27 protein-coding genes and 1 tRNA gene are annotated in these 23514 nt (G+C 66.3%); 19 read left to right on the top strand and 9 right to left on the bottom strand.

What is annotated here, in order from left to right; all coding sequences use genetic code 11:
- Positions 1–6: 6 nt before the first annotated feature.
- Together BWQ93_RS04910 and BWQ93_RS04915 are read right to left on the bottom strand one after the other, a co-directional pair.
- Positions 7–471 carry a hypothetical protein gene (locus tag BWQ93_RS04910; protein WP_156878137.1) on the bottom strand — a complete coding sequence of 155 codons (465 nt, stop codon included), beginning with the start codon at positions 469–471 and terminating at the stop codon, positions 7–9.
- A gap of 11 nt (positions 472–482) precedes the next feature.
- Positions 483–1487: a DUF11 domain-containing protein gene (locus BWQ93_RS04915; protein ID WP_077029540.1), complete on the bottom strand. Its 1005-nt coding sequence runs from the start codon at positions 1485–1487 to the stop codon at positions 483–485.
- Positions 1488–1683: 196 nt separating this feature from the next.
- Between BWQ93_RS04915 and BWQ93_RS04920 the strand changes: the two genes are divergently transcribed.
- On the top strand, positions 1684–2880 hold the full coding sequence (locus tag BWQ93_RS04920; protein ID WP_077029541.1) for an AI-2E family transporter: 1197 nt from the start codon (positions 1684–1686) through the stop codon (positions 2878–2880).
- A gap of 43 nt (positions 2881–2923) precedes the next feature.
- A tRNA-Asp gene (locus BWQ93_RS04925) sits at positions 2924–3000 on the top strand.
- A gap of 80 nt (positions 3001–3080) precedes the next feature.
- Here BWQ93_RS04925 and BWQ93_RS04930 read toward each other — a convergent pair.
- The 4 genes from BWQ93_RS04930 to BWQ93_RS04945 form a co-directional block, all read right to left on the bottom strand.
- A complete protein-coding gene (locus BWQ93_RS04930) occupies positions 3081–3299 on the bottom strand; it encodes a DUF2842 domain-containing protein (protein ID WP_077029542.1) in 219 nt (72 codons plus the stop codon).
- Positions 3296–3877: a 5-formyltetrahydrofolate cyclo-ligase gene (locus BWQ93_RS04935; protein ID WP_077029543.1), complete on the bottom strand. Its 582-nt coding sequence runs from the start codon at positions 3875–3877 to the stop codon at positions 3296–3298. Before BWQ93_RS04935 ends, BWQ93_RS04930 begins: the two co-directional genes overlap by 4 nt.
- 234 nt (positions 3878–4111) lie before the next feature.
- Positions 4112–4600, bottom strand: coding sequence for a cell division protein ZapA (locus tag BWQ93_RS04940; protein WP_077029544.1), 489 nt, complete (start codon positions 4598–4600; stop codon positions 4112–4114).
- Entirely contained in the window at positions 4593–4808 is a 216-nt protein-coding gene (locus BWQ93_RS04945; RefSeq protein WP_077029545.1) for a hypothetical protein, read from the bottom strand. The genes BWQ93_RS04940 and BWQ93_RS04945 overlap by 8 nt, the downstream gene beginning before the upstream one ends.
- A 137-nt stretch (positions 4809–4945) precedes the next feature.
- On the opposite strand from BWQ93_RS04945, the gene tkt reads away from it, so the two are divergent.
- The 6 genes from tkt (at position 4946) to BWQ93_RS04975 (ending at position 11444) form a co-directional block, all read left to right on the top strand.
- Complete coding sequence (tkt, locus tag BWQ93_RS04950; protein ID WP_077029546.1) at positions 4946–6913, top strand: transketolase; 1968 nt, start codon at positions 4946–4948, stop codon at positions 6911–6913.
- Between the two features lie 37 nt (positions 6914–6950).
- The gene (gene gap / locus BWQ93_RS04955) at positions 6951–7958 is read left to right on the top strand and encodes a type I glyceraldehyde-3-phosphate dehydrogenase (RefSeq protein WP_077029547.1); all 1008 of its coding nucleotides are present in this window, start codon (positions 6951–6953) and stop codon (positions 7956–7958) included.
- A gap of 17 nt (positions 7959–7975) precedes the next feature.
- On the top strand, positions 7976–9172 hold the full coding sequence (locus tag BWQ93_RS04960; RefSeq protein ID WP_077029548.1) for a phosphoglycerate kinase: 1197 nt from the start codon (positions 7976–7978) through the stop codon (positions 9170–9172).
- Positions 9169–9810: a TIGR02466 family protein gene (locus BWQ93_RS04965; RefSeq protein ID WP_077029549.1), complete on the top strand. Its 642-nt coding sequence runs from the start codon at positions 9169–9171 to the stop codon at positions 9808–9810. The genes BWQ93_RS04960 and BWQ93_RS04965 overlap by 4 nt, the downstream gene beginning before the upstream one ends.
- A gap of 85 nt (positions 9811–9895) precedes the next feature.
- The gene (locus tag BWQ93_RS04970) at positions 9896–10783 is read left to right on the top strand and encodes a fructose bisphosphate aldolase (protein WP_443029359.1); all 888 of its coding nucleotides are present in this window, start codon (positions 9896–9898) and stop codon (positions 10781–10783) included.
- Positions 10784–10787: 4 nt separating this feature from the next.
- Positions 10788–11444, top strand: coding sequence for an O-methyltransferase (locus tag BWQ93_RS04975; RefSeq protein WP_077029550.1), 657 nt, complete (start codon positions 10788–10790; stop codon positions 11442–11444).
- 62 nt (positions 11445–11506) lie between these two features.
- On the opposite strand, the gene BWQ93_RS04980 is transcribed toward BWQ93_RS04975, so the two are convergent.
- Positions 11507–11905, bottom strand: a complete 399-nt coding sequence (locus tag BWQ93_RS04980) for a hypothetical protein (protein WP_232314740.1) — start codon at positions 11903–11905, stop codon at positions 11507–11509.
- Between the two features lie 35 nt (positions 11906–11940).
- Here BWQ93_RS04980 and thiE point away from each other — a divergent pair, with 35 nt between their 5' ends.
- The 6 genes from thiE (at position 11941) to BWQ93_RS05010 (ending at position 18282) form a co-directional block, all read left to right on the top strand.
- Positions 11941–12576 carry a thiamine phosphate synthase gene (gene thiE / locus BWQ93_RS04985; protein ID WP_077029551.1) on the top strand — a complete coding sequence of 212 codons (636 nt, stop codon included), beginning with the start codon at positions 11941–11943 and terminating at the stop codon, positions 12574–12576.
- Positions 12577–12628: 52 nt separating this feature from the next.
- Entirely contained in the window at positions 12629–13750 is a 1122-nt protein-coding gene (locus BWQ93_RS04990; RefSeq protein WP_077029552.1) for a L,D-transpeptidase family protein, read from the top strand.
- Positions 13750–14358: a M23 family metallopeptidase gene (locus BWQ93_RS04995; protein ID WP_232314741.1), complete on the top strand. Its 609-nt coding sequence runs from the start codon at positions 13750–13752 to the stop codon at positions 14356–14358. Before BWQ93_RS04990 ends, BWQ93_RS04995 begins: the two co-directional genes overlap by 1 nt.
- Positions 14359–14709: 351 nt before the next feature.
- The gene (locus tag BWQ93_RS05000) at positions 14710–16668 is read left to right on the top strand and encodes an OPT family oligopeptide transporter (RefSeq protein ID WP_077029553.1); all 1959 of its coding nucleotides are present in this window, start codon (positions 14710–14712) and stop codon (positions 16666–16668) included.
- A 101-nt stretch (positions 16669–16769) separates the two neighbouring features.
- Positions 16770–17333 (top strand): elongation factor P, encoded by a 564-nt coding sequence (efp, locus tag BWQ93_RS05005; RefSeq protein ID WP_077029554.1) that lies wholly within the window; start codon positions 16770–16772, stop codon positions 17331–17333.
- A gap of 130 nt (positions 17334–17463) precedes the next feature.
- Positions 17464–18282, top strand: coding sequence for an inositol monophosphatase family protein (locus BWQ93_RS05010; RefSeq protein ID WP_077029555.1), 819 nt, complete (start codon positions 17464–17466; stop codon positions 18280–18282).
- A 1-nt stretch (position 18283) separates the two neighbouring features.
- Here BWQ93_RS05010 and BWQ93_RS05015 read toward each other — a convergent pair whose 3' ends face one another.
- Both BWQ93_RS05015 and BWQ93_RS05020 read right to left on the bottom strand, forming a co-directional pair.
- Positions 18284–18763: a YbjN domain-containing protein gene (locus BWQ93_RS05015; protein ID WP_077029556.1), complete on the bottom strand. Its 480-nt coding sequence runs from the start codon at positions 18761–18763 to the stop codon at positions 18284–18286.
- 83 nt (positions 18764–18846) lie between these two features.
- Positions 18847–19317 (bottom strand): YbjN domain-containing protein, encoded by a 471-nt coding sequence (locus BWQ93_RS05020; RefSeq protein WP_077029557.1) that lies wholly within the window; start codon positions 19315–19317, stop codon positions 18847–18849.
- 215 nt (positions 19318–19532) lie between these two features.
- Here BWQ93_RS05020 and BWQ93_RS05025 point away from each other — a divergent pair, with 215 nt between their 5' ends.
- The 5 genes from BWQ93_RS05025 to BWQ93_RS05045 all read left to right on the top strand — a co-directional run bounded on the left by BWQ93_RS05025 (position 19533) and on the right by BWQ93_RS05045 (position 23513).
- Positions 19533–19907 (top strand): NADH-quinone oxidoreductase subunit A, encoded by a 375-nt coding sequence (locus BWQ93_RS05025; protein WP_058809097.1) that lies wholly within the window; start codon positions 19533–19535, stop codon positions 19905–19907.
- On the top strand, positions 19898–20488 hold the full coding sequence (locus BWQ93_RS05030; RefSeq protein ID WP_443029360.1) for a NuoB/complex I 20 kDa subunit family protein: 591 nt from the start codon (positions 19898–19900) through the stop codon (positions 20486–20488). The genes BWQ93_RS05025 and BWQ93_RS05030 overlap by 10 nt, the downstream gene beginning before the upstream one ends.
- Complete coding sequence (locus BWQ93_RS05035; protein WP_077029558.1) at positions 20488–21387, top strand: NADH-quinone oxidoreductase subunit C; 900 nt, start codon at positions 20488–20490, stop codon at positions 21385–21387. The genes BWQ93_RS05030 and BWQ93_RS05035 overlap by 1 nt, the downstream gene beginning before the upstream one ends.
- Positions 21388–21437: 50 nt before the next feature.
- Entirely contained in the window at positions 21438–22655 is a 1218-nt protein-coding gene (locus BWQ93_RS05040; RefSeq protein WP_077029559.1) for an NADH-quinone oxidoreductase subunit D, read from the top strand.
- Between the two features lie 189 nt (positions 22656–22844).
- Positions 22845–23513, top strand: coding sequence for a complex I 24 kDa subunit family protein (locus BWQ93_RS05045; protein ID WP_077029560.1), 669 nt, complete (start codon positions 22845–22847; stop codon positions 23511–23513).
- The last annotated feature ends 1 nt before the right edge of the window (position 23514 follow it).

Genomic DNA, 23514 nt, shown 5'->3' on the forward strand with positions numbered 1-23514 from the left:
ACTGGATTACTTTACAATTCCCCGGAACATCAGCTTGCCCGTTCCGCCCGCCGGGATCGGCTTCTGGAACGCCCAGCGGACGTGCGTGACATCGCCCGGCTGCGCCGCGCGCGCCGATCCGTCGCTCATCCGCACGGTCATTTCGGGAAGCAGACCCCACGTCTTGCCTCCGTCGACCGAAACGAACGGGCGGGTGTCCCCGGCGTCGGCAAAGCTGACCGCGGCGGGCATCGGATTGGTGATGACGAACTTGTCGGCCGGCTGCGCGCTCGCGTTGCGATAGTTGAGCACGAAGACCAGCTTGTCGCCGGGAACGACGACCTTGGGCTCTTCGAGCAGCACGCGCTGCTTGCCGGCGGCGTCGGTCGAGACGCGTTCGACGAACACATTGTTGTCGAGCGCGACCTGATTGGCCGCCAAAGCCTGGCCGGGCAGGATTGCCGCGGCTAATGCCAGAAAAAACAGGCGCATAATCTGCTCCATCAGTCGATAGTGGTCCGGAAAGTGACGGTGCGGGTCTGGCCGCCGGCGACGGTGCCGAGCGCGACGTTGATCCGCGTTCCATTGAAGTCGCCGGCGTCGGTGTCGGCCGCGTCGGTCTGGGTTGTGCCGCCCAGCGTGATCGAACCCGCGACATAGCTGGTGTCGGAGGGGATATTGTCGGTGACCGCGAGGCCGTTCACTGACCCGCTGCCCGCCACGGTGGCGACGATCGTGTAGGTGATCGTCGCGCCCGGAACGGGCTCGCTGCCGCCGAAGGGATCGACGACGACTGCCGACTTGACGAGCGAAACGGTCGCGGCCGAGACGACATAAGCGCCCTGGTCCTGCCCGTCGGCGCCGGTCGACCCGACGACCGCGTCGCCGCCGCCTTCGCCCTGGCCTGCAAAGCTGGTGCCCGGCGCGCCGGTGCCCGTCCGCGCTGCCGCGACCAGGTTCACCGTGCCGCGATCGCCGTCGGCGACGCCCGCGGGGGTCGTCGAAAGCACGAAGATCGTAACGCTTTCGTCGGGATCGAGGACCGGGTCGTTGGCGCCCGGCGTATAGAGCGTGTCGGTGTTGGCGTCGAAAACGCCGTCGCCATTGTCGATGTAAATCTGCGTGACCGCCGGGTCATAATCGTCGCCGCCGCCGTTCGCGACGGTGGAAAGGGCGAAACTTTCCTCGCCATTGCCGTTGTTGGTGATCGAAAAGGTCAGGAGCTGCGCGGTCGCGCCGGGCGTCGTCGGGACGTCGGCGGGGTCGCTCGAATCGACGGTGACGTCGAGCAGTTCGTCGACGCGCAGATCGACCTGGTTCGAATCGACCGTCTGCGTGCCGCCGCCGCTGTCGTAGCTGGCGCTGGCGGTGTTGCTGATGGTCGAGCCCGCGCGCGTTCCGGCGGCCTGGGCCTGCATCGGCAGGGCCAGCGCGAACGCGAGGGCAAGGATGGAAATGGCAGGGATGCGGTACTGATGCATCGCGCCCCCCACAGGCGCTTTCATCATGGATTTTGACTCCGATTGGCTGGTCCGTGAGCCGTCAATCGCGGAAAAAGAGAAATTTCTGGTTAAGACGCTGGTGACCATGGGCGATTCTGATCCAGAACCGGACAGAAGCGACGCCGTTCGCGCTTTTCGCGCGCCGTCTGGCGCCCCGCCGCAAGCTCGCGTAAGACGAGGGACTTAACAGGGAGACGGCGGCGTGGCGGAGAAGAAGGGGGACCAGGACGCCGAGGCGCGCCGCAATCCCCTCGCGCAGATCGAGATCGACGATTTCCGCCGCGACCGGCTGCTCGCGGCGCTGACGCTCATCATCGGCGCGGCCTTCTGCCTGGCCTTTCCCTTCGCCTTGAAGGCGGGGGCCGAATTTTTCTTGCCGCTGACCGCCGCGATCGTCATCGCGATCGCGCTGGTGCCTTTGCTCGAATGGCTCGAGCGGCGCGGCGTACCTTCGGCGCTCGCCTCCTTCCTGTCGCTCGCGGCCTTCCTGATGCTCGTCAATGCCGCGCTCGCGATCATCGTCGTACCCGCGACGGGCTGGTTCGCGCGGCTCCCCGAATCGATCCCGCGGATCCAGAGCAACCTCGCGCCGCTGATCGACTTCTATTCGACGCTGCAGAAATTCGTCGACAGCACCTTGATGTCGGTCGCCAGCGGCACCGAGGCGACGGCGCAGGCGGTCGCGGCGCAGGCGCCGTCGTCGGTGATCGACTATTTCATCTCGGCCGCGCCCGCCGCGGCTATTCAGCTCTTTTTCGCGGTGCTGGTGATCTTCTTCTTCCTCGCGGGCTGGACGCGGCTGCGGCGCGGCACGATTCGCCGCCGCGGCAGCTTCGACGGCGCGATGCAGACCGCGCGCGTGATCCAGAATGTCGTCGACGCGACCGCCGACTATCTCGCGACGATCACGATGATCAACGCGATCCTCGGCCTGCTCGTCTCGCTGCTGCTGTGGGCGCTCGGCATGCCTTCGCCCTTCATGTGGGGCGGGATCGTCAGTCTGTGCAATTTCGTGCCCTATCTGGGACCGATCGTCGCCGCGACCTTGCTGGGGCTCGGCGGGCTGATGACCTTCGACGCGGTGGGGCTGGCGCTGCTCCCGGCGCTGATCTTCATTGCGGTGCACACGATCGAGGCGAATCTGGTCACCCCGCTGGTGCTCGGGCGGCGGCTGACGATCAATCCGCTGCTGATTCTCGTGTCGCTGAGCTTCTGGGGCTGGGTCTGGGGGGCGCCCGGTGCGTTGCTCGCGGTGCCTCTGCTGCTGATCCTCCAGACCGTGCTGCAGTCGACCGGAACCCCGGATCTGGCGGGTTTCCTGTTCGAGCACGGCACGCTGACGACCACCGACGAGGTGCGCGACCGATTAAATCGCACCCACCCCGAAAGCGACGGTTGACAGGCCGGGACGCGGCGCATATTGGCGCTGCTCCCAAGCACACGCGGGTGTAGCTCAGTTGGTTAGAGTGCCGGCCTGTCACGCCGGAGGTCGCGGGTTCGAGCCCCGTCACTCGCGCCATTCCTTGGTCCCTCGGGACGGAATGGCCACCGCAGCTTGGAACGCTTTTCAGCAAAAAATATGGGGATTGGCGCGGCTTTTCAGCCGCGCCACCGCCCCAGCTCCATCCAGCGCAGCAGCGGCTTCAGCGGCAGGATCCAGACGATCCCCGCGATGACGTAGAACAGGCCCTGCACCAGCACCGGCCATTCGCCCACCCACGGCGACAGGCTGGCGACCAGTCCTGCCCAGACGACGATCAGCAGGATGATCAGCAAGATGCCGGCGGGCTTGCGCCAGCTGGGCTGCGGGTCGGTCACAATCTCTCTCCGGTCACGATAAATTCCTGTTCGGTCAGCACCGCGTCGAGCGGCATGTCGGTGGCCTCCAGCGGCATGGCATCGACTTCCTGCACCGACCAGCCGATTCCGATGCGCAAAGCGGTGGAATGCGCGGCGAACCAGCGGTCGTAGTGCCCGCCGCCCTGGCCGATGCGCGCGCCGCGGCGGTTGAAGCCGACGAGCGGGCAAAAGACCAGCGTCGGCACCGCCGATTCGGCCTCGTCGGCGGGCTGGCGGCTGCCCCACGGCCCTTTGACGAGCGCATCGCCGGGGTTCCATCGCCGGAAGCCCATCGTCTCGATACGGCCTTCATGGTGGGGCAGGGCGAGCTTCCCTGCTGCGGCATGGTCGCCGAGCATCTGCAGGACGTCGGGCTCGTCGCCCCAGGCGGCATAGGCGCCGATCATAGACTGCGCGCCCAGCAGTTCGGCGAGCGGCGCAGGAACGGCGCGAAACGCCGCAAAGCGCGTGAACTCGTCGAGGTTCGCGGCGAAATGGCGCCGGCGAAAGCGCAGCTTCTCGCGCAATTGTTGTTTCTGGCCGGACATGTCGGTCATCGCCGTCTCTCGGCCCTTTTTGTCCGGTCGGCTGCAGGGGGTTGGCGGGCCCACCATGGGTCGTTTGCTGGAAGATCCTCTGACGCCAGTAACGTCAGGTGGGGACCATATACGTCGGACCAGGGTCCGGGTAGGGACAGCCCCCTAGGATGATGTATCGCCTCAGGGATTTTCGCAAAAGCTCGTGCCGGGCAGTACCCGCCGCCCCTTATGTAGGGCCGCGGCCGCGCTTTCTCAAGGGAGTTGCTCGACCTTCGCCGCCAGCGCTTCGATCCGATCGGCGATTTGATCCAGCGCGCGGCCATGGTCGGGGCCCGCCGGTGCCGGCACGATCGGCGCACCCTGCCGCAGTTTCTCGATCTCGGCGGTCAGGGCGGCTTCACGCTCCGAGCCCTGCTTCACCTGGTCGAGCGCCGCCGATTCGCGCGATACCGCCGCGCGCAGTTCGTCGCGCGCCGCCGCCTCGCGGCTCTCGGCGAGCGCCACCGCGGCGCGCAGCGCATCGAGCTGCGGCTCGGCATGGCCCGCCTTGTTCTGGGCCTCCTGCGTCTCGTCGGCGAGCATCAGCGCCGCAAACAGCAGTTGCCGCACCTCGGTGCCGCCCGGGATGTCGCGCGCCTTGGCATCGACGATGCTCGCGAGCTGGATCAGCTGCGCTTCCTGCCCGTCGGCGCAATGCACGTCATAGGGGCGCCCGGCGATAGTGAGTTTGACGTCAGCCACGTTCGGCCTCCGCGATGAGCCGGTCGAGTTCGCCGATCACCGCGGCGACTTCGGCCTTCAGGGCGGACTGGTCGGCGGGGGGCAGGGCGGTCGCGGTAACGGCGGGAGCGGGGGCGGGGCGCGCGGTGCGGTCGGTGAGCGCCTTTTCCATCCGGCTCAATGCCCGTTCGATGCGGCCGATGGCGAGGCTGGCTTCGTCGAGTTCCATGACCCATGGCGTAGCAGCGCAATATTGCGCTCTCAAGCGCGCATTTCTTTGTGCTGGCGGTTGACTCCGGGGCATCCCCCCGCAAAGGCCTGTCCCCACCGAATCCCGCCACCTGCACATCCTTTTCCGGGGGACTTATGACATTGCCCGAACGTCAGCTCGCCAACGCGATCCGCGCGCTTGCGATGGACGCGGTCCAAGCCGCAAACAGCGGCCATCCGGGGATGCCGATGGGCATGGCCGACGTCGCGACGGTGCTCTATTCGGACTATCTGCGCTTCGATCCCACCGACCCGCATTGGCCCGACCGCGACCGATTCGTGCTGTCGGCGGGCCATGGCTCGATGCTTGCTTATGCGACTTTGCACCTCGCCGGCTATGCGCGCCCGACGATCGGCGACATCCGCAATTTCCGCCAGCTCAACAGCCCGTGCGCGGGCCACCCGGAGAATTTCGAGCTCGAAGGCGTCGAGACGACGACCGGGCCGCTGGGGCAGGGGCTCGCGACCGCGGTCGGTATGGCGATCGCCGAACGGCACCTCAACAGCCTCTACGGCGATGATTTGGTCAACCACCGCACCTGGGTGATCGCGGGCGACGGTTGCCTGATGGAGGGCATCAACCACGAAGCCATCGGGCTGGCGGGTCACCTCGGCCTCGGCCGTATGACTGTGCTGTGGGACGACAACAAGATCACCATCGACGGCTCGACCGACCTGTCGACCAGTGACGATATCGCTGCGCGCTACGCCGCCACGGGCTGGCACGTCGAAAGCTGCGACGGGCACGACCCCGCCGACATCCGCCGCGCGATCGACGCCGCGCTTGCCGACGACCGCCCGTCGCTGATCGCTTGCCGCACGCTGATCGGCTTCGGCGCCCCGAACAAGCAGGGCACCTCGGCCACCCACGGCTCGCCGCTCGGCGTCGACGAGGTCGCCGCGGCGCGCGAAAATCTGGGCTGGACCTACGAGCCTTTCGATATCCCGGCCGACATCGCAGCCGCTTGGGCGGCGTTCGGCGAAGAAGGCAAGAAGCGTCACAATTTGTGGAAGCTCCGCCTTGCAAATAACGAAAAGAAGGACGAATTTTCGGCGCGCATTGCGGGCGACGTGACGCCCGGTGCAGCGTTCGACGCTTACCTCAACGGCCTCCTCACCGAGCCTCCGAAGGTCGCCACGCGCAAGGCGTCGGAGAACACGCTGACCGCGCTTACCGCCGATATCGCCGCGATGCTCGGCGGCAGCGCCGACCTCACCGGTTCGAACAACACCAAAACGTCGTCGACCAAACCATTGACGAAGAACGACTATTCGGGCCGCTACATCTATTACGGCATCCGGGAATTCGGCATGGCGGCGGCGATGAACGGAATGGCGCTGCATGGCGGGGTCATCCCCTACGGCGGCACTTTCCTCGTCTTCGCCGATTATTGCCGCGCCGCGATCCGCCTGTCGGCGCTCCAGCAGCAGCGCGTGGTCTATGTGATGACCCACGACAGCATCGGACTCGGCGAGGACGGGCCGACGCACCAGCCGATCGAGCATCTCCAGTCGCTACGCGCGATGCCGAACCTGCTCGTCATGCGCCCCGCCGACGCGGTCGAAACCGCCGAATGCTGGGCGCTGGCGCTGGCGCAGACGGACCGCCCGTCGCTGCTCGCGCTCACCCGGCAGAACCTGCCGCCGCTGCGTCATGACGTCACGGAAAATCTTTGCGCCAAAGGCGGTTACCGCCTTCGCGATGCTGCGGCCGCGCGCAAGGTTGTGCTCGTGGCGACGGGCTCCGAAGTGTCGCTCGCGGTCGAAATCGCCGACAAGCTCGAAGCGGCGGGCCATGGAGCTGACGTTGTCTCGATGGTGTCGACCGAACTGTTCGACGAGCAGGACAAGAGCTATCAGGATGCGATCCTGCCGCGCGATGCGCTGATCGTCTCGATCGAGGCGGGCACCACCTTTGGCTGGGAACGCTATACCGGCCGCGACGGGCTGCGCTTCGGCATCGACGGCTTCGGCGCCTCGGCCCCGATCGAAGACCTATTCAAGCATTTCGGCATTACCGTCGATGCTATCACCCCCCAGATCTTGGCAAAGCTCGGCGCATAAGGACCGGCTTACCACACGCAGAAAGGAATTTTTCGACATGGCAGTGAAGGTTGCAATCAACGGTTTCGGGCGCATCGGCCGCAATGTGGCGCGCGCGATTCTGGAGCGTGACGACCACGACCTCGAACTGGTGTCGATTAACGATCTCGCCGACGCCAAGGCGAACGCCCGCCTGTTCCAGCGCGATTCGGTCCATGGCCCGTTCAACGGCACCGTCGAAGTCGACGGCAACGACCTGATCGTCAACGGCAAGCGCATCCAGGTGACCGCCGAGCGCGATCCCGCCAAGCTGCCCCACGCCGCCAACGGCATCGACATCGCGCTCGAATGCACGGGCTTTTTCACCGACCGCAAGGGCGGCCAGGCGCATCTCGACGCCGGCGCCAAGCGCGTCCTGATCTCGGCCCCCGCCAAGGAAGTCGACCTGACCGTCGTTTATGGCGTCAACCACGACAAGATCGGCGCCGAGCATGTCATCGTCTCGAACGCGTCGTGCACCACCAACTGCCTCGCGCCGATGGCCAAGGTGCTGCACGAGAAGATCGGCATCGAGCGCGGCCTGATGACGACGATCCACGCCTATACCAACGACCAGAAGATCCTCGACCAGATCCACTCGGACCCGCGCCGCGCCCGCGCCGCCGCGATGTCGATGATCCCGACCTCGACCGGTGCCGCCGTCGCCGTCGGCCTCGTCCTGCCCGAACTCAAGGGCAAACTCGACGGTTCGTCGATCCGCGTCCCGACCCCCAATGTTTCGGTGGTCGACCTGACCTTCACGCCGCTCCGCGACACCACAAAGGAAGAGGTCAATGCGTTGCTCAAGGAAGCCGCCGAGGGCGAACTCAAGGGCGTGCTCGGCTTCACCGACGAGCCGCTGGTCTCGATCGATTTCAACCACGACGCGCACAGCTCGACGATCGACAGCCTCGAAACCGCGGTGATCGACGGCAAGCTGGTGCGCGTGCTCAGCTGGTACGACAATGAATGGGGCTTCTCGAACCGCATGATCGACACCGCGGGCGTGATTGCCAAGTTCCTCTGAACCAAAGGAAAGCAGCAATGACCGCGTTCAAGACCCTCGACGACATCGGCGACGTCACCGGCAAGAAGATACTGGTGCGCGTCGACCTCAATGTCCCGATGATCGACGGCGCGGTCGGCGACAAGACGCGGATCGAGGCGGCGATGCCGACGATCCGCGAATTGTCCGACAAGGGCGCGATCGTCCTGCTGCTTGCCCATTTCGGTCGCCCGAAGGGCGCGAAAAACCCGACGCAGTCGCTGAGCCTCGTGATGGGCGGCGTCGAGGATGTGCTGGGCCATTCGGTGATGTTCATCCCCGAATGCGTGGGCGAGGGCGCCAAGGCGGGCATCGCGGTGCTCGCCGCGGGCGATGTCGCGGTGCTCGAAAACACCCGCTTCAACCCCGGCGAGGAAACGAACGACCCGGCCTTCGCCGATGCGCTCGCCGAGATCGGCGATCTTTACGTCAATGACGCCTTTTCGGCGGCGCACCGCGCGCATGGCTCGACCGAAGGCATCGCGCACCGCCTGCCGGCCTATGCCGGCCGCGCGATGGAGGCCGAACTGAAGGCGCTCGACGCCGCGCTCGGCAATCCGGTGCATCCGGTCGCCGCGGTCGTCGGCGGTGCCAAGGTGTCGTCGAAAATCGACGTGCTCAGGAACCTGGTCGGCCAGGTCGATCATCTGATCATCGGCGGCGGCATGGCGAACACCTTCCTCGCCGCGCGCGGGGTCGATGTCGGCAAGTCGCTCTGCGAACATGACCTGGTCGAGACCGCCAACGCGATCTTCGACGCCGCCGACAAGGCGGGCTGTACGATCCATCTCCCCTATGACGTCGTGGTGGCAAAGCAGTTCGCCGCCAATCCGCCGACGCGCACGGTCAACGTCCACGAAGTCGCTGCCGACGAGATGATCCTCGACATCGGCCCCGCCGCGACCGAAGCGCTCGCCGACGTGCTCAAGAATTGCCGCACGCTCGTGTGGAACGGCCCGCTCGGCGCGTTCGAGACCCCGCCCTTCGACACCGCGACCGTCGCGCTTGCCAAGACCGCCGCAGCGCTGACCCGCAGCGGCACCTTGACCTCGGTCGCGGGCGGCGGCGACACCGTCGCGGCGCTCAACCACGCCGGGGCGGCCGCCGACTTCACTTTCGTCTCGACCGCGGGCGGCGCCTTCCTCGAATGGATGGAAGGCAAGCCGCTGCCTGGCGTGGACGCGCTTAGCCGATGAGCGCGCAGCTCGTCGGCCTTTTCGATACCCCGATCGTCGTCGACGACCTGCCGAATGCGGCCGCGGTCAATGCCGCGCTCAAACCGCTGATCCTCGCGCGGCGCGCCGAGCGGCCCGGGGTGACGATCTCGAACATCGGCGGCTGGCAGTCTGAGCATGACGTCGCCGACTGGGGCGGCGAACCCGTTCAGCATCTGCTGCGCCATGTCTTCGCGCTGGCCGACGCGCATTGCGTCGACATCGCCTCGCCTGGCGCGCCGCGGCACCGCTGGGTGACTGACATCTGGGTCAATGTCTCGCCGCCGCAGGCCTCGAACCAGATGCACACGCACCCGGGCGCCTATTGGTCGGCGGTCTATTATGTCGACGACGGGTCCGAAAAGGGCGATGGCGCGATCGGCGGCGAGCTAGTGATCGAGGACCCGCGCATGCCCACGGTGCTGATGACGATGCCGAATCTGCGGCTGCGCAGCGCCAACGGGTCGGTCCACGAGCCGCAGCTCAAGATGAAGGTGCGCAGCGGGCGGATCATCATGTTCCCGTCGTGGCTCAGCCATGGCGTCGTTCCACATCAGGGGGTTAGCGACCGGATTTCGATCGCGGTCAACCTCGCTGCGGTGCCGCGACACCCGGCCTGAGCCGACGCGGCGCGCGCGGATTGCATCCGGCACGCCGGGCCGCTATGCGCGCCGCCACATACGTATGCAAAGCCACGGAGATGTTATGACCGCCAACGCCGCCATGCTCGAACAGATCAAATCGGGGCAGGGTTTCATCGCCGCGCTCGACCAGAGCGGCGGCTCGACGCCCAAGGCGTTGAAGGGTTATGGCATCGAGGGCGACGCCTTTTCGAACGACGAGGAAATGTTCGCGCTGATCCACGACATGCGCAGCCGCATCGTCACCGCGCCCTGCTTCAACGGGCAGAAGGTGATCGGCGCGATCCTGTTCGAGCGCACGATGGACGGCGACGCCGGCGGCAAGCCGGTGCCCGCGCTGCTCTGGGAGCGCGGCGTGGTGCCCTTCCTCAAGGTCGACAAGGGGCTCGAGGACGAAGCCGACGGCGTCCAGCTTATGAAGCCGAACCCCGGCCTCGACGATCTCTGCGCGCGCGCGGTCGCCAAGGGTGTGTTCGGCACCAAGATGCGCAGCGTGATCAACCTCGCCAACGAAGAGGGCGTGAAAGCGATCGTCGAACAGCAGTTCGCCGAAGCGGCGCGCATCGCCGCACACGGGTTGGTGCCGATCATCGAACCCGAGGTGAACATCAAGAGCGCTGAGCGCGACGCCGCCGACCGCTTGCTTCTCGAGGAGGTGCTGGCGGCGCTCGACGCCTGGACCGGCGAGCCGGTGATGCTCAAGCTGTCGCTGCCGACCGAGGCCGGGCTGTTCCAGCCGCTGGTCGATCACCCCAAGGTGTTGCGCGTCGTCGCGTTGTCGGGCGGTTTCGCCCGCCCCGAGGCCTGCGTCGAACTCGCGAAGAACCCGGGCATTATCGCGAGCTTCAGCCGCGCGCTGCTGGAAGATCTGCGCCACCAGATGAGCGACGACGAGTTCAACAAGTCGCTCGGCAGCGCGATCGACGAAATTCATGCGGCCTCCGTGGCCTGACGTGATGGGAGAGAGGTGGCAAGCCGTCGACGATTATATCGCCGGGCATTTGCTCGGCGCCGACGACGCGCTTGCCGCCACCCTCGCCAACAATGAAAAACACGGCCTGCCGCCGATCGACGTGTCGCCGGCGCAGGGCAAGATGCTCTTCCTGCTCGCGCAGATGGCGGGGGCGCGGCGCATCCTCGAAGTCGGCACGCTCGGCGGCACTTCGACGATCTGGCTGGCGCGTGCGCTGCCCGAGGATGGCCTGCTGGTGACGCTGGAGTTGGAAGCGCATCATGCCGCGGTCGCGCGCGAAAATCTGGAGCGCGCCGGGGTGTCGGCCAAGGTCGACATCCGCACCGGTCCGGCCGCCGACAGCCTCGCTGCGATGGCGGCGGGCGACCCCTTCGACTTCGTCTTCATGGACGCCGACAAGCAGAACAATGCGCTCTACGTCGCCGAAGCGATCCGCCTCGGGCGCAGCGGCACGACGATCATCGTCGACAATGTCGTGCGCGAGGGCGGGGTGCTCGATGCCGAGAGCCGCGACGAGCGCATCCTCGGCACCCGCGCGCTGTTCGACATGCTGAGCGCCGACCCGCGTTTGGATTCGACAGCCGTGCAGACGGTCGGCGCCAAGGGTTGGGACGGCTTTGTGCTGGCGCGGGTGCGCTAGCTCGTACGTCCGTCATTGCGAGCGAAGCGAAGCATTCGGCTCCTGGCAATGACGATGGTGAATTACATTCCGCCGTCGAATCGGAAGCTGAACCGGTAATCCGACGGCTTCAGCGTCACATTCGTCATCTTCTCCGGCCGCACCGACTCCAGCCGGATCGCGCCATCGGCGAGCGGCGTCGATTCGCCGAGCGTGACCTCGAATGGCTGCTTTTCGCCATTGCCGCGCCACCAGATCATCTTCACCCGCACGCGCCCGGCCCAGATGCAGCGCGCGTTCATCGGGCAGCGGCTGTCCTCCAGCACCTCGACCGGCTGGACGATCGGGCCGTCGACCATCGCTTTCTGGCCAAGCGCCACGTCGCTGCCGTCCTGGAGCGGGGTCTGCTGGCTGTTCGCGGCGCATCCCGACAGGAGCAACAAGGCGAGGGGGATGGCGGAGAGGCGGGTGATGTTCTGCATTTGCGGGCAGGTAGCCGCATCGCTATGAACCCGCCATGACCCAAGACAATCGCGTCCCGTGCCAGCTCTATCTCATCTCGCCGCTCGACGTCGGCGGCGACTTTCCCGCTCGCCTCGAAGAAGCGCTGAGTGCCGCGCCAGTCGCGGCGTTCCAGTTCCGCGTCAAGGGGCTCGACCAGCATGAGGCCGCGCGCCTCGCCGAGCCGCTGCAGGCGATCTGCGCCGCGCACGACACCGCCTTCATCGTCAACGACGATGTCGCGCTCGCCAAGCGGCTCGGCGCCGACGGCGTGCATCTGGGGCAGGGCGACGGCGATCCCAAGGAGGCGCGCCGCATCCTCGGCGCCGACGCGCAGATCGGCGTGACCTGCCACGCCAGCCGCCACCTCGCGATGGAAGCGGGCGAGGCGGGGGCGGACTATGTCGCTTTCGGCGCCTTCTTCCCGACCACGACCAAGACCGTCGAGCACCATGCCGACCCCGAGATCCTGACCTGGTGGCAGGGCATGTTCGAGCTGCCGTGCGTGGCGATCGGCGGTATCACTGTCGACAATGCGGCAGGGCTCGTCGAGGCGGGCGCCGACTTTCTCGCAGTGTCGGGGGGCGTCTGGGCCTATCCCGAGGGACCCGCTGCCGCGGTCATGCGGTTCGAAAAGCTGCTCGCGGGGTGAACCGCATCGCGTTCCGGGCGTTGGACAGCCAGCTCCAACTGCAGGAATTGCCATGAAATTCTCGTATCTGCTCTGCGCCGCCGCCCTTTTTCCGCTCGCCGCCTGCGGCGACGGCATCGGCTCGGGCGACGCCGAAAAGTCCGCCGAAACCGCGCCCAAACAGCCCGAATGGACGGGCGACGGCATGACGTCACGCGACGGCGAAGCCGCCAAGGACGACGTCGCGCGCCCCGAAATGCAGCTGCAAGTCGTGCTCGACCGCCTCGGCTTCTCGCCGGGCGTGGTCGACGGCAAGCTGGGGCTATCGACGACCAATGCGCTCAAGGGCTTCCAAGAGGCGAAGGGCCTAACCGTCACCGGCGACTGGGACGAGGCGACCAAGGCCGCGCTCGCCGAGTGGAACGCGATCCCGGCGACGCGCATGGTGACCGTGCCCGAAAGCTATACGTCGGGCACCTATGCGCCGCTACCCGAAAAGCCCGCCGAGCAGGCCAAGCTGGCGGCGATGGGCTATGAGGGTCTGCTCGAAAAGCTCGCCGAGCGGTTCCACACCACGCCCGAGGTGCTGAAGGCGCTCAACCCCGAACTCGATACCGCCGCCGACCCGTCCGCGAGCCCCGTCGCCGCAACGCCGACCATCAAGACGGGCGCCACGCTCCGCGTGCCCAATGTCGGCGCCGACACCGTCGTCGCGGCCGATATCGACAACAAGGCCTGGCTCGAAACGCTCGCCTCGCTTGGCGTCGGCACCACCCAACTCAAGGCGGGCAAGATCGAGGTGTCGAAGAAGGCCGGCACGATGAAGGTCTTCGACGCCGCCGGCAAATTGATCGCGCTGTTCACGGTCACCACCGGCTCGGCGCACGACCCGCTGCCGATCGGCAGCTGGAAGGTGCGCGGCGTCGGGCGCAATCCCGATTATGCCTTCGACCCCGCGCTGCTCCGCGGCGTGCCCGCGAGCGAAGGCAAGCATCGCCTGCCGCCGGGGCCGAACAGCCCGGTTGGCGTCGTGTGGATCGATCTCGACAAGGAACATTATGGCCTGCACGGCACCCCCGAGCCGCAGAATATCGGGCGCAGCGAGAGCAACGGCTGCGTGCGGCTGACCAATTGGGACGCGGCGCGGCTCGCGCAGATGGTCGCGCCGGGCACGAAGGTGGACTTCGTCGCCTGATGCGCTGGCAGGCCGCCATCAAGCTGATGCTGTGGACGGCGCTGGTCACCGCGATCCTGACCTCGCTCTACTGGATCACGGCTTATGATCTGCTGGGCCGCCCCGCAACCGCCTCGACCGGGGGGTCGGAATGGAGCCCCGAGGAGGAGGCCGACCGGCGGACCGGTCTTGCCATCGTGATCCCGGTCCAGGGCATCAAACCGTCCGAGCTGATCAACAGCTGGGACCAGAGCCGCGCCGAGGGCCGCCTGCACCGCGCGATCGACATCCCCACGCCCGTCGGCACCCCGGTGCTCGCCGCGATGGATGGCCGGATCGAGAAGCTTTTCAATTCGGATCGCGGCGGGCTGACGATCTACCAGCGCGCCGACGACGGGCGGCTGATGCTCTACTACGCGCATCTGCAGGGCTATCGCCGCGGCTTGGCCGAAGGGCAGGCGGTGACGCGCGGACAGGTGATCGCGACAGTCGGCGCCAGCGGTAACGCCGATCCGGCCTTTCCGCATCTGCATTTCCAGATGCTGGAAACGACGCCGGAAAGCCCGTGGAACGTAGGCGAGCCGATCAATCCCTATCCCCTGCTCGCCGGAAAACGCGCGCCGCGCTGAGCCTCAGCCGGGCGGATGATCGAGCGGATCGGGGCCGGGCTTCGTCGCGGGGCGCTCGCGCTTTACGCACGGCGCCTCGCTCTCGCTCCGCCAGCCAAACAGCCCGGCGCAGGGCGCCGCGCGGCGGGGGAGGGGCTTGCGTTGGCGCCGGGAGGGGCGCAGCTCGTCTGAAAGTTTCCACGTCATCATGGCCGCTCCTCTGCCACCGCGGCCCGGCGCCTTATTGGATCGTTGCGTCAAAACACCCTCGGCCCGTCGCTTTTGGCGTTTCGGTCCAACAGGCTTCATTCCATGGCTTTTCGCTTGCGCTCGACGCGGCGCCCCGCAACACAGCGACCGGGGAGACAATTGATGAACGATACCACCAAGCCGACCACCCGCGGGCGCGAACTGACGCTGCGCGCGATTCTGCTCGGCGGCTTGCTGACGCTGATGTTCACCGCGGCGAACGTCTATCTCGGCCTCAAGGTCGGGCTGACCTTCGCGACTTCGATCCCCGCCGCGGTGATCTCGATGGCGCTGCTGCGCTATATGGCGGGTTCGACGATCCTCGAGAATAATATCGTCCAGACGATCGCCAGCGCGGCGGGAACGCTTGCGGCCATCATCTTCGTGCTCCCCGGCCTCGTCATGGTCGGTTACTGGCAGGGCTTCCCGCTGCTCGAGACCACCGCGATCACGATGCTCGGCGGCATCTTGGGCGTGCTCTTCTCGGTCCCGCTGCGCCGCGCACTCGTCGTCGATTCGGACCTGCCCTATCCCGAAGGCCGCGCCGCCGCCGAAGTGCTGCAGGTCGGCGCCGCGAGCGCCGAGGGTGCGGCCGAGAATAAGGCGGGGCTGTCGGCCCTGCTGTGGAATTCGATCGTCGCCGCGGGTTTTACGCTGCTCACCCAGATGAAGCTCGCGGGCGCCGAGGTCGCGCGCTGGTTCGCGGTCGGCAGCGGCGCGACGGGCATCGCGGGCGGACTCGCCTTCGCGCTGTTCGGCGTCGGCCACCTCGTCGGCCTGTCGGTCGGGATGGCGCAGCTCGTCGGGCTGATCACCGGCTGGTGGGTGCTGCTTCCGATCCTCACCCAGGGCGGACCCGGCGATGCCGAGACGCTCGCCAACACCGTCTTCCGTGCCGACGTGCGCTTCTTCGGCGCGGGCGTCATCGCGGTCGCCGCAATCTGGACGCTCGTCAAGATCGCCGCCCCTGTGCTCGGCGGCATCCGCTCGGCGATGGCGGCCAGCCGCGCGCGCCAGGGCGGGCAGGCGCTGGCGATCGAGGAACAGGATATGTCGATCACCTGGGTGTTCGGCGGCTCGCTGTTCCTGATGCTGCCGATCGGCGTGCTGCTCTGGTCCGAGCTCGCGGGCGGGCCGCTCGCGGACGCCTCGATCGCGCTGGTCGCGGGCGCGATCCTGTTCATCATCATCGTCGGACTGATGATCGCCTCGGTCACAGGTTATATGGCGGGCCTGATCGGTGCGTCGAACTCGCCCGTATCGGGGATCGGCATCCTTGCGATCATCGCCTCGTCGCTGCTGCTCCTCGGCCTGCTCGGCCGCGGCGGCGGCGAGGCCGAAATCAGCGCGATGGTCGCTTATGCGCTGATCGTCACCGGGCTTGTCTTCGGCATCGCGACGATCTCGAACGACAACCTCCAGGATCTCAAGACCGGCCAACTCGTCGGCGCGACGCCGTGGAAGCAGCAGGTCGCGCTGATCGTCGGCGTGATCTTTGGCTCGCTCGTCGTGCCGCCGGTGCTCAACGTGCTCAACGAGACCGTCGGTTTCGTCGGTGCGCCGGGCGCCGGACCCAATGCGCTCGCGGCGCCGCAGGCAGGGCTGATCTCGTCGCTCGCGCAGGGCGTGCTCGGCGGCGACCTCAACTGGACGATGCTCGGCTATGGCGCGCTCGCCGGGGTCGGCTTCATCATCGTCGATGCGCTTCTCGGCCGCGCCGGCAAGCTCCGGCTCCCTCCGCTCGCCATCGGTATCGGCATCTATTTGCCGATGGCGGTGATCCTGCCCGTCGTGATCGGTGCGGCCGGCGGCTGGTTCTACGACCGCTGGGCATCGCGGCGCCCGAACGCCAGCTTCGCGCACCGCATGGGCGTGCTCACCGCGACGGGCATGATCGTCGGCGAGAGCCTGTTCGGGGTGCTCTATGCCGGCATCGTTGCGGGCACCGGCAGCGATGCGCCGCTCGCGGTGGCCGGCGACGGCTACGCACCCTATGCGCCGTGGGTCGGCCTGCTGCTGTTCATTGGCCTCGTGTGGCTCAGCTACAAGCGCACGCGCAATATGGTCACCGCGACGCCCTGACTTGCCCTTTGCCGCACCCGCGGCTAAAGGCGCGCTCCTGTAACCGGCATGCGGATGCGCGCCGGCGGCTCTTTCCATCCTTGAACCAGCGAGTGTGCGCGATGAAAATCACCGGCGTTGAAATCCGTCCCGGCAATATTATCGAATTTGAAAAGGGGATCTGGAAGGTCACCAAGATCCAGCACACCCAGCCGGGCAAGGGCGGCGCCTACATGCAGGTCGAGGCCAAGAATCTGATCGACGGCCGCAAGCTCAACAACCGTTTCCGCAGCGCCGACACGGTCGAAAAGGTCCGCCTCGACACCAAGGATTTCCAGTTCCTCTACGCCGAGGGCGACGATCTGGTGTTCATGGACAAGGACAGCTTCGAACAGATCAACATCTCGAAGGACGTCGTCGGCGAAGCGCATGAATTCCTGCAGGACGGCATGGACGTCGTGCTGGAGCTCTGGGAAGAGCGCCCCATCTCGGTCGAACTCCCCGAAACGATCGAGGCGACGATCGTGGAGGCCGACGCGGTGGTGAAGGGCCAGACGGCCTCCTCGTCGTACAAGCCTGCGATCCTCGACAATGGCGTGCGCGTCATGGTGCCGCCGCACATCACCAGCGGGACCAAGATCGTCGTGCACGTCTACGACCGCGAATATGTCCGCCGCGCGGACTGACTGAGTTCCCCTCCCGCTTGCGGGAGGGGCTAGGGGTGGGCGACAGGCCCGCCCATATTGCTACCCACCCGCGTTCAGAGGCACGTGACTCTGAACGCCCCCTCCCACAAGCCGGAGAGCGGAGAATATCATGGCCGTATCGGGCATCATCACCGTCATGGAACGCGCCGCGCGCAAGGCGGGCGCCAAGCTCCGCCGCGATTTCGGCGAGGTCGAGCATCTGCAGGTCTCGCAAAAGGGTCCCGCGGACTTCGTGTCGAAAGCCGACCAGGCCGCCGAGCGCACCCTCTATGACGAACTGACCCGCGACCGTCCGGGCTGGGGCTTCCTGATGGAAGAGGCCGGCGAGATCGAGGGCGAGCCCGGCAAGCCGCGCTTCATCATCGACCCGCTCGACGGCACCTCGAACTTCCTCCACGCGATCCCGCATTTCGCGATTTCGATCGCGGTGCAGGAGCCCAAGCTCGGCGGCGGCTGGGGCGATGTCACCTCGGCGCTGATCTATCACCCGGTGACCGACGAAAGCTATTGGGCCGAGCGCGGCCGCGGCGCCTGGCTGCACGATCGCAGGCTCCGTGTCTCGTCGCGCCGCCATCTCAACGAGTGCCTGATCGCCACCGGCATCCCCTTCATGGGCCATGGCAATATGGCGCAGTGGAGCCGGGTGTTCGGCGCCGTCGCCCCCGAAGTCGCCGGTATCCGCCGCTTCGGCGCCGCCAGCCTCGACCTCGCCTGGGTCGCGGCGGGGCGTTATGACGGGTTCTGGGAAAGCGATCTCCATATCTGGGACGTCGCGGCGGGCATCCTGCTCGTGCGTGAGGCCGGCGGCTTCGTCAGCGATTTCCGCGGCGGCGACCGCGCGATCGAGCGCAGCGAATTTATCGCGGGCAGCGCCGCGGTGCACTCGAAGCTGCAGAAGCTCGTCGCGGGCGCGCTCCGCAACGCCTGACCTATTCGTCGTAGATGAAGTCGGAGAAGACCGACATCAGCTCGTCCCACAGCTCGACATTGTCGAGGAACATGGCTTTCGACATGCCGCCCGCGGCGAGGTTGAAGTCCATCCGCAGGCCCGCATCGCCGTTGCTCTCCATCACCCCGCGTCCATAGCGGCGGTCGAGGTTGAACTGGTTCATCTTTTCGACGGTCGCGGTGCTGCCGCTGTATAGGGTGTGGAATTGCAGCGAGCTGCACCCCGCGCCATTGGTGCAGCCATAGAAATAGATGGTGAATTTGGCGCCGTCGCCGAACTGCGTCTGCAGCACCGGGCTGTTCTCGCTATCCTTCTCCTGCGTGACCGGCATCCCGCGGCCCTTGAGCGCCGCAGTAATTGCGGCGGGATCGGCGGAGATGCTCTGCGCGGTCGCGGGCGAAGCGACGGTAAGGAGCGCGGCGGAGAGCGCGAGCATGGTCAGGCTTTTGATCGGCGACATGAAATTCCCCCAGATGGTGCGACCCGATCGCGTCGGATCATATGGCAAGGCACGCTGCTTGGCCAGTGGCCGCGAGATTCGTCTTACCCGCGCACGAAAGTGCGGAAGCTGTCCATCAGACCGGTCCAAGTGTTGACCAGTTCGCCGACATTCTCGCGCGGTAGCCCGCTGAAATCGAGGTCGACATCCATCGCCAGCACCGGATCGCCCTCGCCGTCGCGATAGGCGCGCGCGAAACGCCTGTCGCGGTTCCACTCATTGAGTTTGTCGAGCGTGACCTCTTTCGCATCGGCGAAGCCCATCAGGAATTGCAGCGTCTTGCAATTTTTGCCGTCGGTGCAGTTCATGAAATCGATCACGAACAGTTCGCCGTTGCGGGTCGCCTTCAGGACGGGGGATTCGCCGGGTCTGGCATCGATCGCGGTCTTCCACCCTTGCGACTCGATCAGCGTCGCGATGACCTTGGGCGACTTGGCGTCGATCAGCTCGGCGCTCGCCGGCGACGTCAGTGCCAGCGCGAGCCCCGCGGCCCAAATTCCAGCGATTTTCCGCATATATGCCCCCGTTTTGCACCCCGCGCCCCGCGCGGCGCTACCGACCCCTCGGGCGGTCTATCACGCTCTTTGCCGACGCCGCCAGCGCGGGCTGTGGCCTTGGTCACAAAAGAGACCATTTTTCCTGCCCGCGGTGCTTGCGAGGCGCGCCCGGCTGGCCTAAAGCGCCCGCAACCAAAGGGCGCCCAAGCGTCCCAAAAAGACTGCGAGCTCCCATGGTCGATCTGACGCAATATCTGCCGATCCTGATCTTTCTGTTCGTCGCCGTCGGGCTTTCGGCGGCGTTCGTGTTCCTGCCGATGGGCGTGTCGCGCCTGACCGGCGCGCACCGGCCCGATCCGGCGAAGCTGACCGAATATGAATGCGGCTTTCCCGCGTTCGAGGATGCGCGCAGCCAGTTCGACGTGCGCTTCTACCTCGTTGCCATCCTCTTCATCATCTTCGACCTCGAAGCGGCGTTCCTCTTTCCCTGGGCGGTCAGCCTCGAGGAAATCGGCTGGGCCGGCTGGGCCACGATGATGATTTTCCTCGCCGAACTCGCGCTCGGCCTTGTTTACGCATGGAAGAAAGGGGCGCTGGATTGGGAATGACCCGCTCTTCGATCATCACCGACACCCGGGGTCTAACGCCGGAAGGCACCGCGCCGGGCCTGCACCTTGCCGAAGGCACCCAGCCTGATCAGGGCTTTTTCGACGACCTCAACAGCGAAGTCGGCGATAAGGGCTTTCTGGTCACTTCGACCGAGGATCTGTTCAACTGGGCGCGCACCGGATCGCTCTGGTGGATGACCTTCGGGCTCGCCTGCTGCGCGGTCGAGATGATCCATGTCAACATGCCGCGCTACGACATGGAGCGCTTCGGCGTCGCGCCGCGCGCCTCGCCGCGCCAGTCCGACGTGATGATCGTCGCTGGCACGCTCTGCAACAAGATGGCCCCGGCGCTGCGCCGCGTGTACGACCAGATGTCGAACCCGAAGTACGTCATCTCGATGGGCAGCTGCGCCAATGGCGGCGGCTATTACCACTATAGCTACAGCGTCGTGCGCGGCTGCGACCGTATCGTGCCTGTGGACATCTATGTCCCCGGCTGCCCGCCGACCGCCGAGGCCCTGCTCTATGGCGTGATGCAGCTGCAGCGGAAGATCCGCCGCACCGGGACGATCGAACGCTGATGGGCCATCCCGCTCCCCTCGTTGCGCCGCAGCCCTCGCTGGCGGCCGCGCTCAAGAAGCTGCTCGGCACCGATCTGCTGTCGCATGATTTTGCCGCCGACGAAGACAGCATCACCGTCGATCGCGATGCCATCGCGGGCGTGATGATCGCGCTGCGCGACAATCTCGAATATCAGCAGATGATGGAGATCGCCGGGGTCGACTATCCCGAGCGCGGCGAGCGCTTCGAGGTCGTCTATCACCTGCTTAGCGTGACGAAGAACCATCGCCTGCGCGTCCGCGTCACCACCGACGAGGCGACCCCGGTGCCGACGATAGTCCCCGTGTGGCCGAACGCCGGCTGGCTCGAGCGCGAAGTGTTCGACATGTATGGCGTGCTCTTCGCGGGCAACCCCGACCTCCGCCGCATCCTCACCGATTACGGTTTCCAGGGCCATCCGCAGCGCAAGGACTTCCCGCTGACCGGCTATACCGAGCTTCGCTATAGCGAAGAGGACAAGCGCGTGGTCTATGAGCCGGTGAAGCTCGCGCAGGATTTCCGCAACTTCGACTTCATGTCGCCTTGGGAAGGCGCCGATTATGTGCTGCCCGGCGACGAAAAGGCCGGCGGCACGGGCGAGGCCCCGGGCAAGGGCGCGCCGACGCCGATGACCGCGAAAGAGGTCAAGGCCGCCGACGACAAGGCGAAGGCGCCACCGCCGCCGACCCCCAAGACCACCGACAAGCCCGAGCAGACCGGGGCAGGGGCCAAGGCCAATATCAAGGCGGCGAAGACCAGCCGCGACGGCGCGAGCGCAAAAGCGGCAACCAAGCCCGCCAAGACCCCCGCGACGACCAAGGCCGAAAAGGCGCCCGCCAAGCCGCGCGCGCCGCGCAAGCCTAAAGGAGGCGACGCATGACCGACTCTCCCCCCAATTACTCGGCTGGCGTGGAGCACCACGGCAGCGACATGTTCGAGGGCTATCCGGTCGATACCGCCGACACCGCGGGCGACCAGACGGTCACCAACTACACGATCAACTTCGGCCCGCAGCACCCCGCGGCGCACGGCGTGCTGCGCATGGTCATGGAGCTCGACGGCGAGATCATCGAGCGCGTCGACCCGCACGTCGGGCTGCTCCACCGCGGCACCGAAAAGCTGATCGAGTATAAGACTTATCTGCAGGCGCTGCCGTACTTCGACCGCCTCGACTATTGCTCGCCGCTCGGCATGGAGCACTCCTACGTGCTGGCGATCGAGAAATTGCTCGATCTCGAGGTTCCGGCGCGCGCGCAGTACCTCCGCACCCTGTTCGCCGAGCTGACGCGCATCTGCAATCACATGCTCAACATCGGCAGCCACGTCATGGACGTCGGCGCGATGACGCCGAACCTGTGGATTTTCGAGCTGCGCGAGGATTGCCTCAACTTCTTCGAACGCGCCTCGGGCGCGCGCATGCACTCGGCCTATTTCCGTCCGGGCGGCGTGCATCAGGATGTGCCGGAGAAGCTGCTCGTCGATATCGGCGAATGGTGCGACAAGCGGCTGCCCGAATTGTTCGGCGACGCGATGAGCCTCGTCATCGACAACCGCATCTTCAAGCAGCGCAACGTCGATATCGCGACGGTGTCGAAGGAAGACGCGCTCGCTTGGGGCTTCTCGGGCCCGATGATACGCGGCAGCGGCATCGCGTGGGACCTGCGCAAGTCGCAGCCCTATGACGCCTATGCCGCGATGGACTTCGACATCCCCGTCGGCACCCGCGGCGACTGCTACGACCGCTTCATGGTGCGCGTCGAGGAAGTCTATCAGTCGGCGAAGATCATCAAGCAGTGCCTGCGCGACATGCCCACCGGCCCGATCGCCAGCCTCGACCGCAAGGTCGTCCCGCCCAAGCGCGGCGAGATGAAGCAGTCGATGGAATCGCTGATCCATCACTTCAAGCTCTACACCGAGGGTTTCCACGTCCCCGCGGGCGAGGTTTACGTGGCGACCGAAAGCCCCAAGGGCGAGTTCGGCGTCTATCTGGTCAGCGACGGCAGCAACAAGCCGTACCGCTGCAAGATCCGCCCGACGGCGTTCAGCCACCTCCAGGCGATGGATTTCATGTGCAAGGGCCATATGCTCGCCGACACCACCGCGATCATCGGCGCGATCGACGTCGTGTTCGGGGAGTGCGACCGGTGAGGCGGCGTACTTTCGGAGCGGTTGCGCTCGCCCTGTGCGCGCTTGGCGTCGGATTGATCGCCGCGGATGTCCTCGGATTGTCGCCCCTGCCGACATGGTTCGGCCCCTTCGTATTCTTACTCAATCTGACTGTGTTGACCGGCGATTATTGGCTCCGCGACAAAAACGCAGAAGCAGGCAAAGAAATTCATGGCTGACGCACCCCAAATCCCCGACGAGGCCGAAACCCGCGCGCGCTGGGGCGCGTTTGCCTGGACCGCCGAAAATGCCGAGCAGGCAAAGACCATCATCGCGCGCTACCCCGCGGGGCGCCAGCGTTCGGCGGTGATGCCCTTGCTCGACCTCGCGCAGCGCCAGGTCGGCGCCGAGACGAACACGCAGGGCTGGCTGCCCGTGCCGGTGATCGAATATGTCGCGGCGCAGCTCGATATGCCCTTCATCCGCGCCTATGAGGTCGCGACCTTCTACACCATGTACAATATGGCGCCGGTCGGCCGTTATCATGTCCAGGTGTGCGGCACGACGCCGTGCCTGCTGCGCGGCTCGGACGATGTGATGGCGGCGTGCAAGAACCGCGGCATGGCTAAGGGCAAGACCACCCCCGACGGCCTGTTCACGCTGACCGAGGTCGAGTGCATGGGCACCTGCACCAACGCGCCGATGGTCCAGATCAACGACGACAATTACGAAGACCTCGATTTCGATCGCATGGCGGCGATCCTCGACGCGCTGGCCGCGGGCGAGACGCCCAAGGCGGGGACGCAGCTTCCCGGGCGCCACACCAGCGAGCCCGAGGGCGGCCCGACGACGCTCGTCGAAATGGTCTCGGCGAACCACGATTACCGGAATGAGTGGTGAG

Source organism: Sphingopyxis sp. QXT-31, from assembly GCF_001984035.1.
Lineage (GTDB): Bacteria > Pseudomonadota > Alphaproteobacteria > Sphingomonadales > Sphingomonadaceae > Sphingopyxis.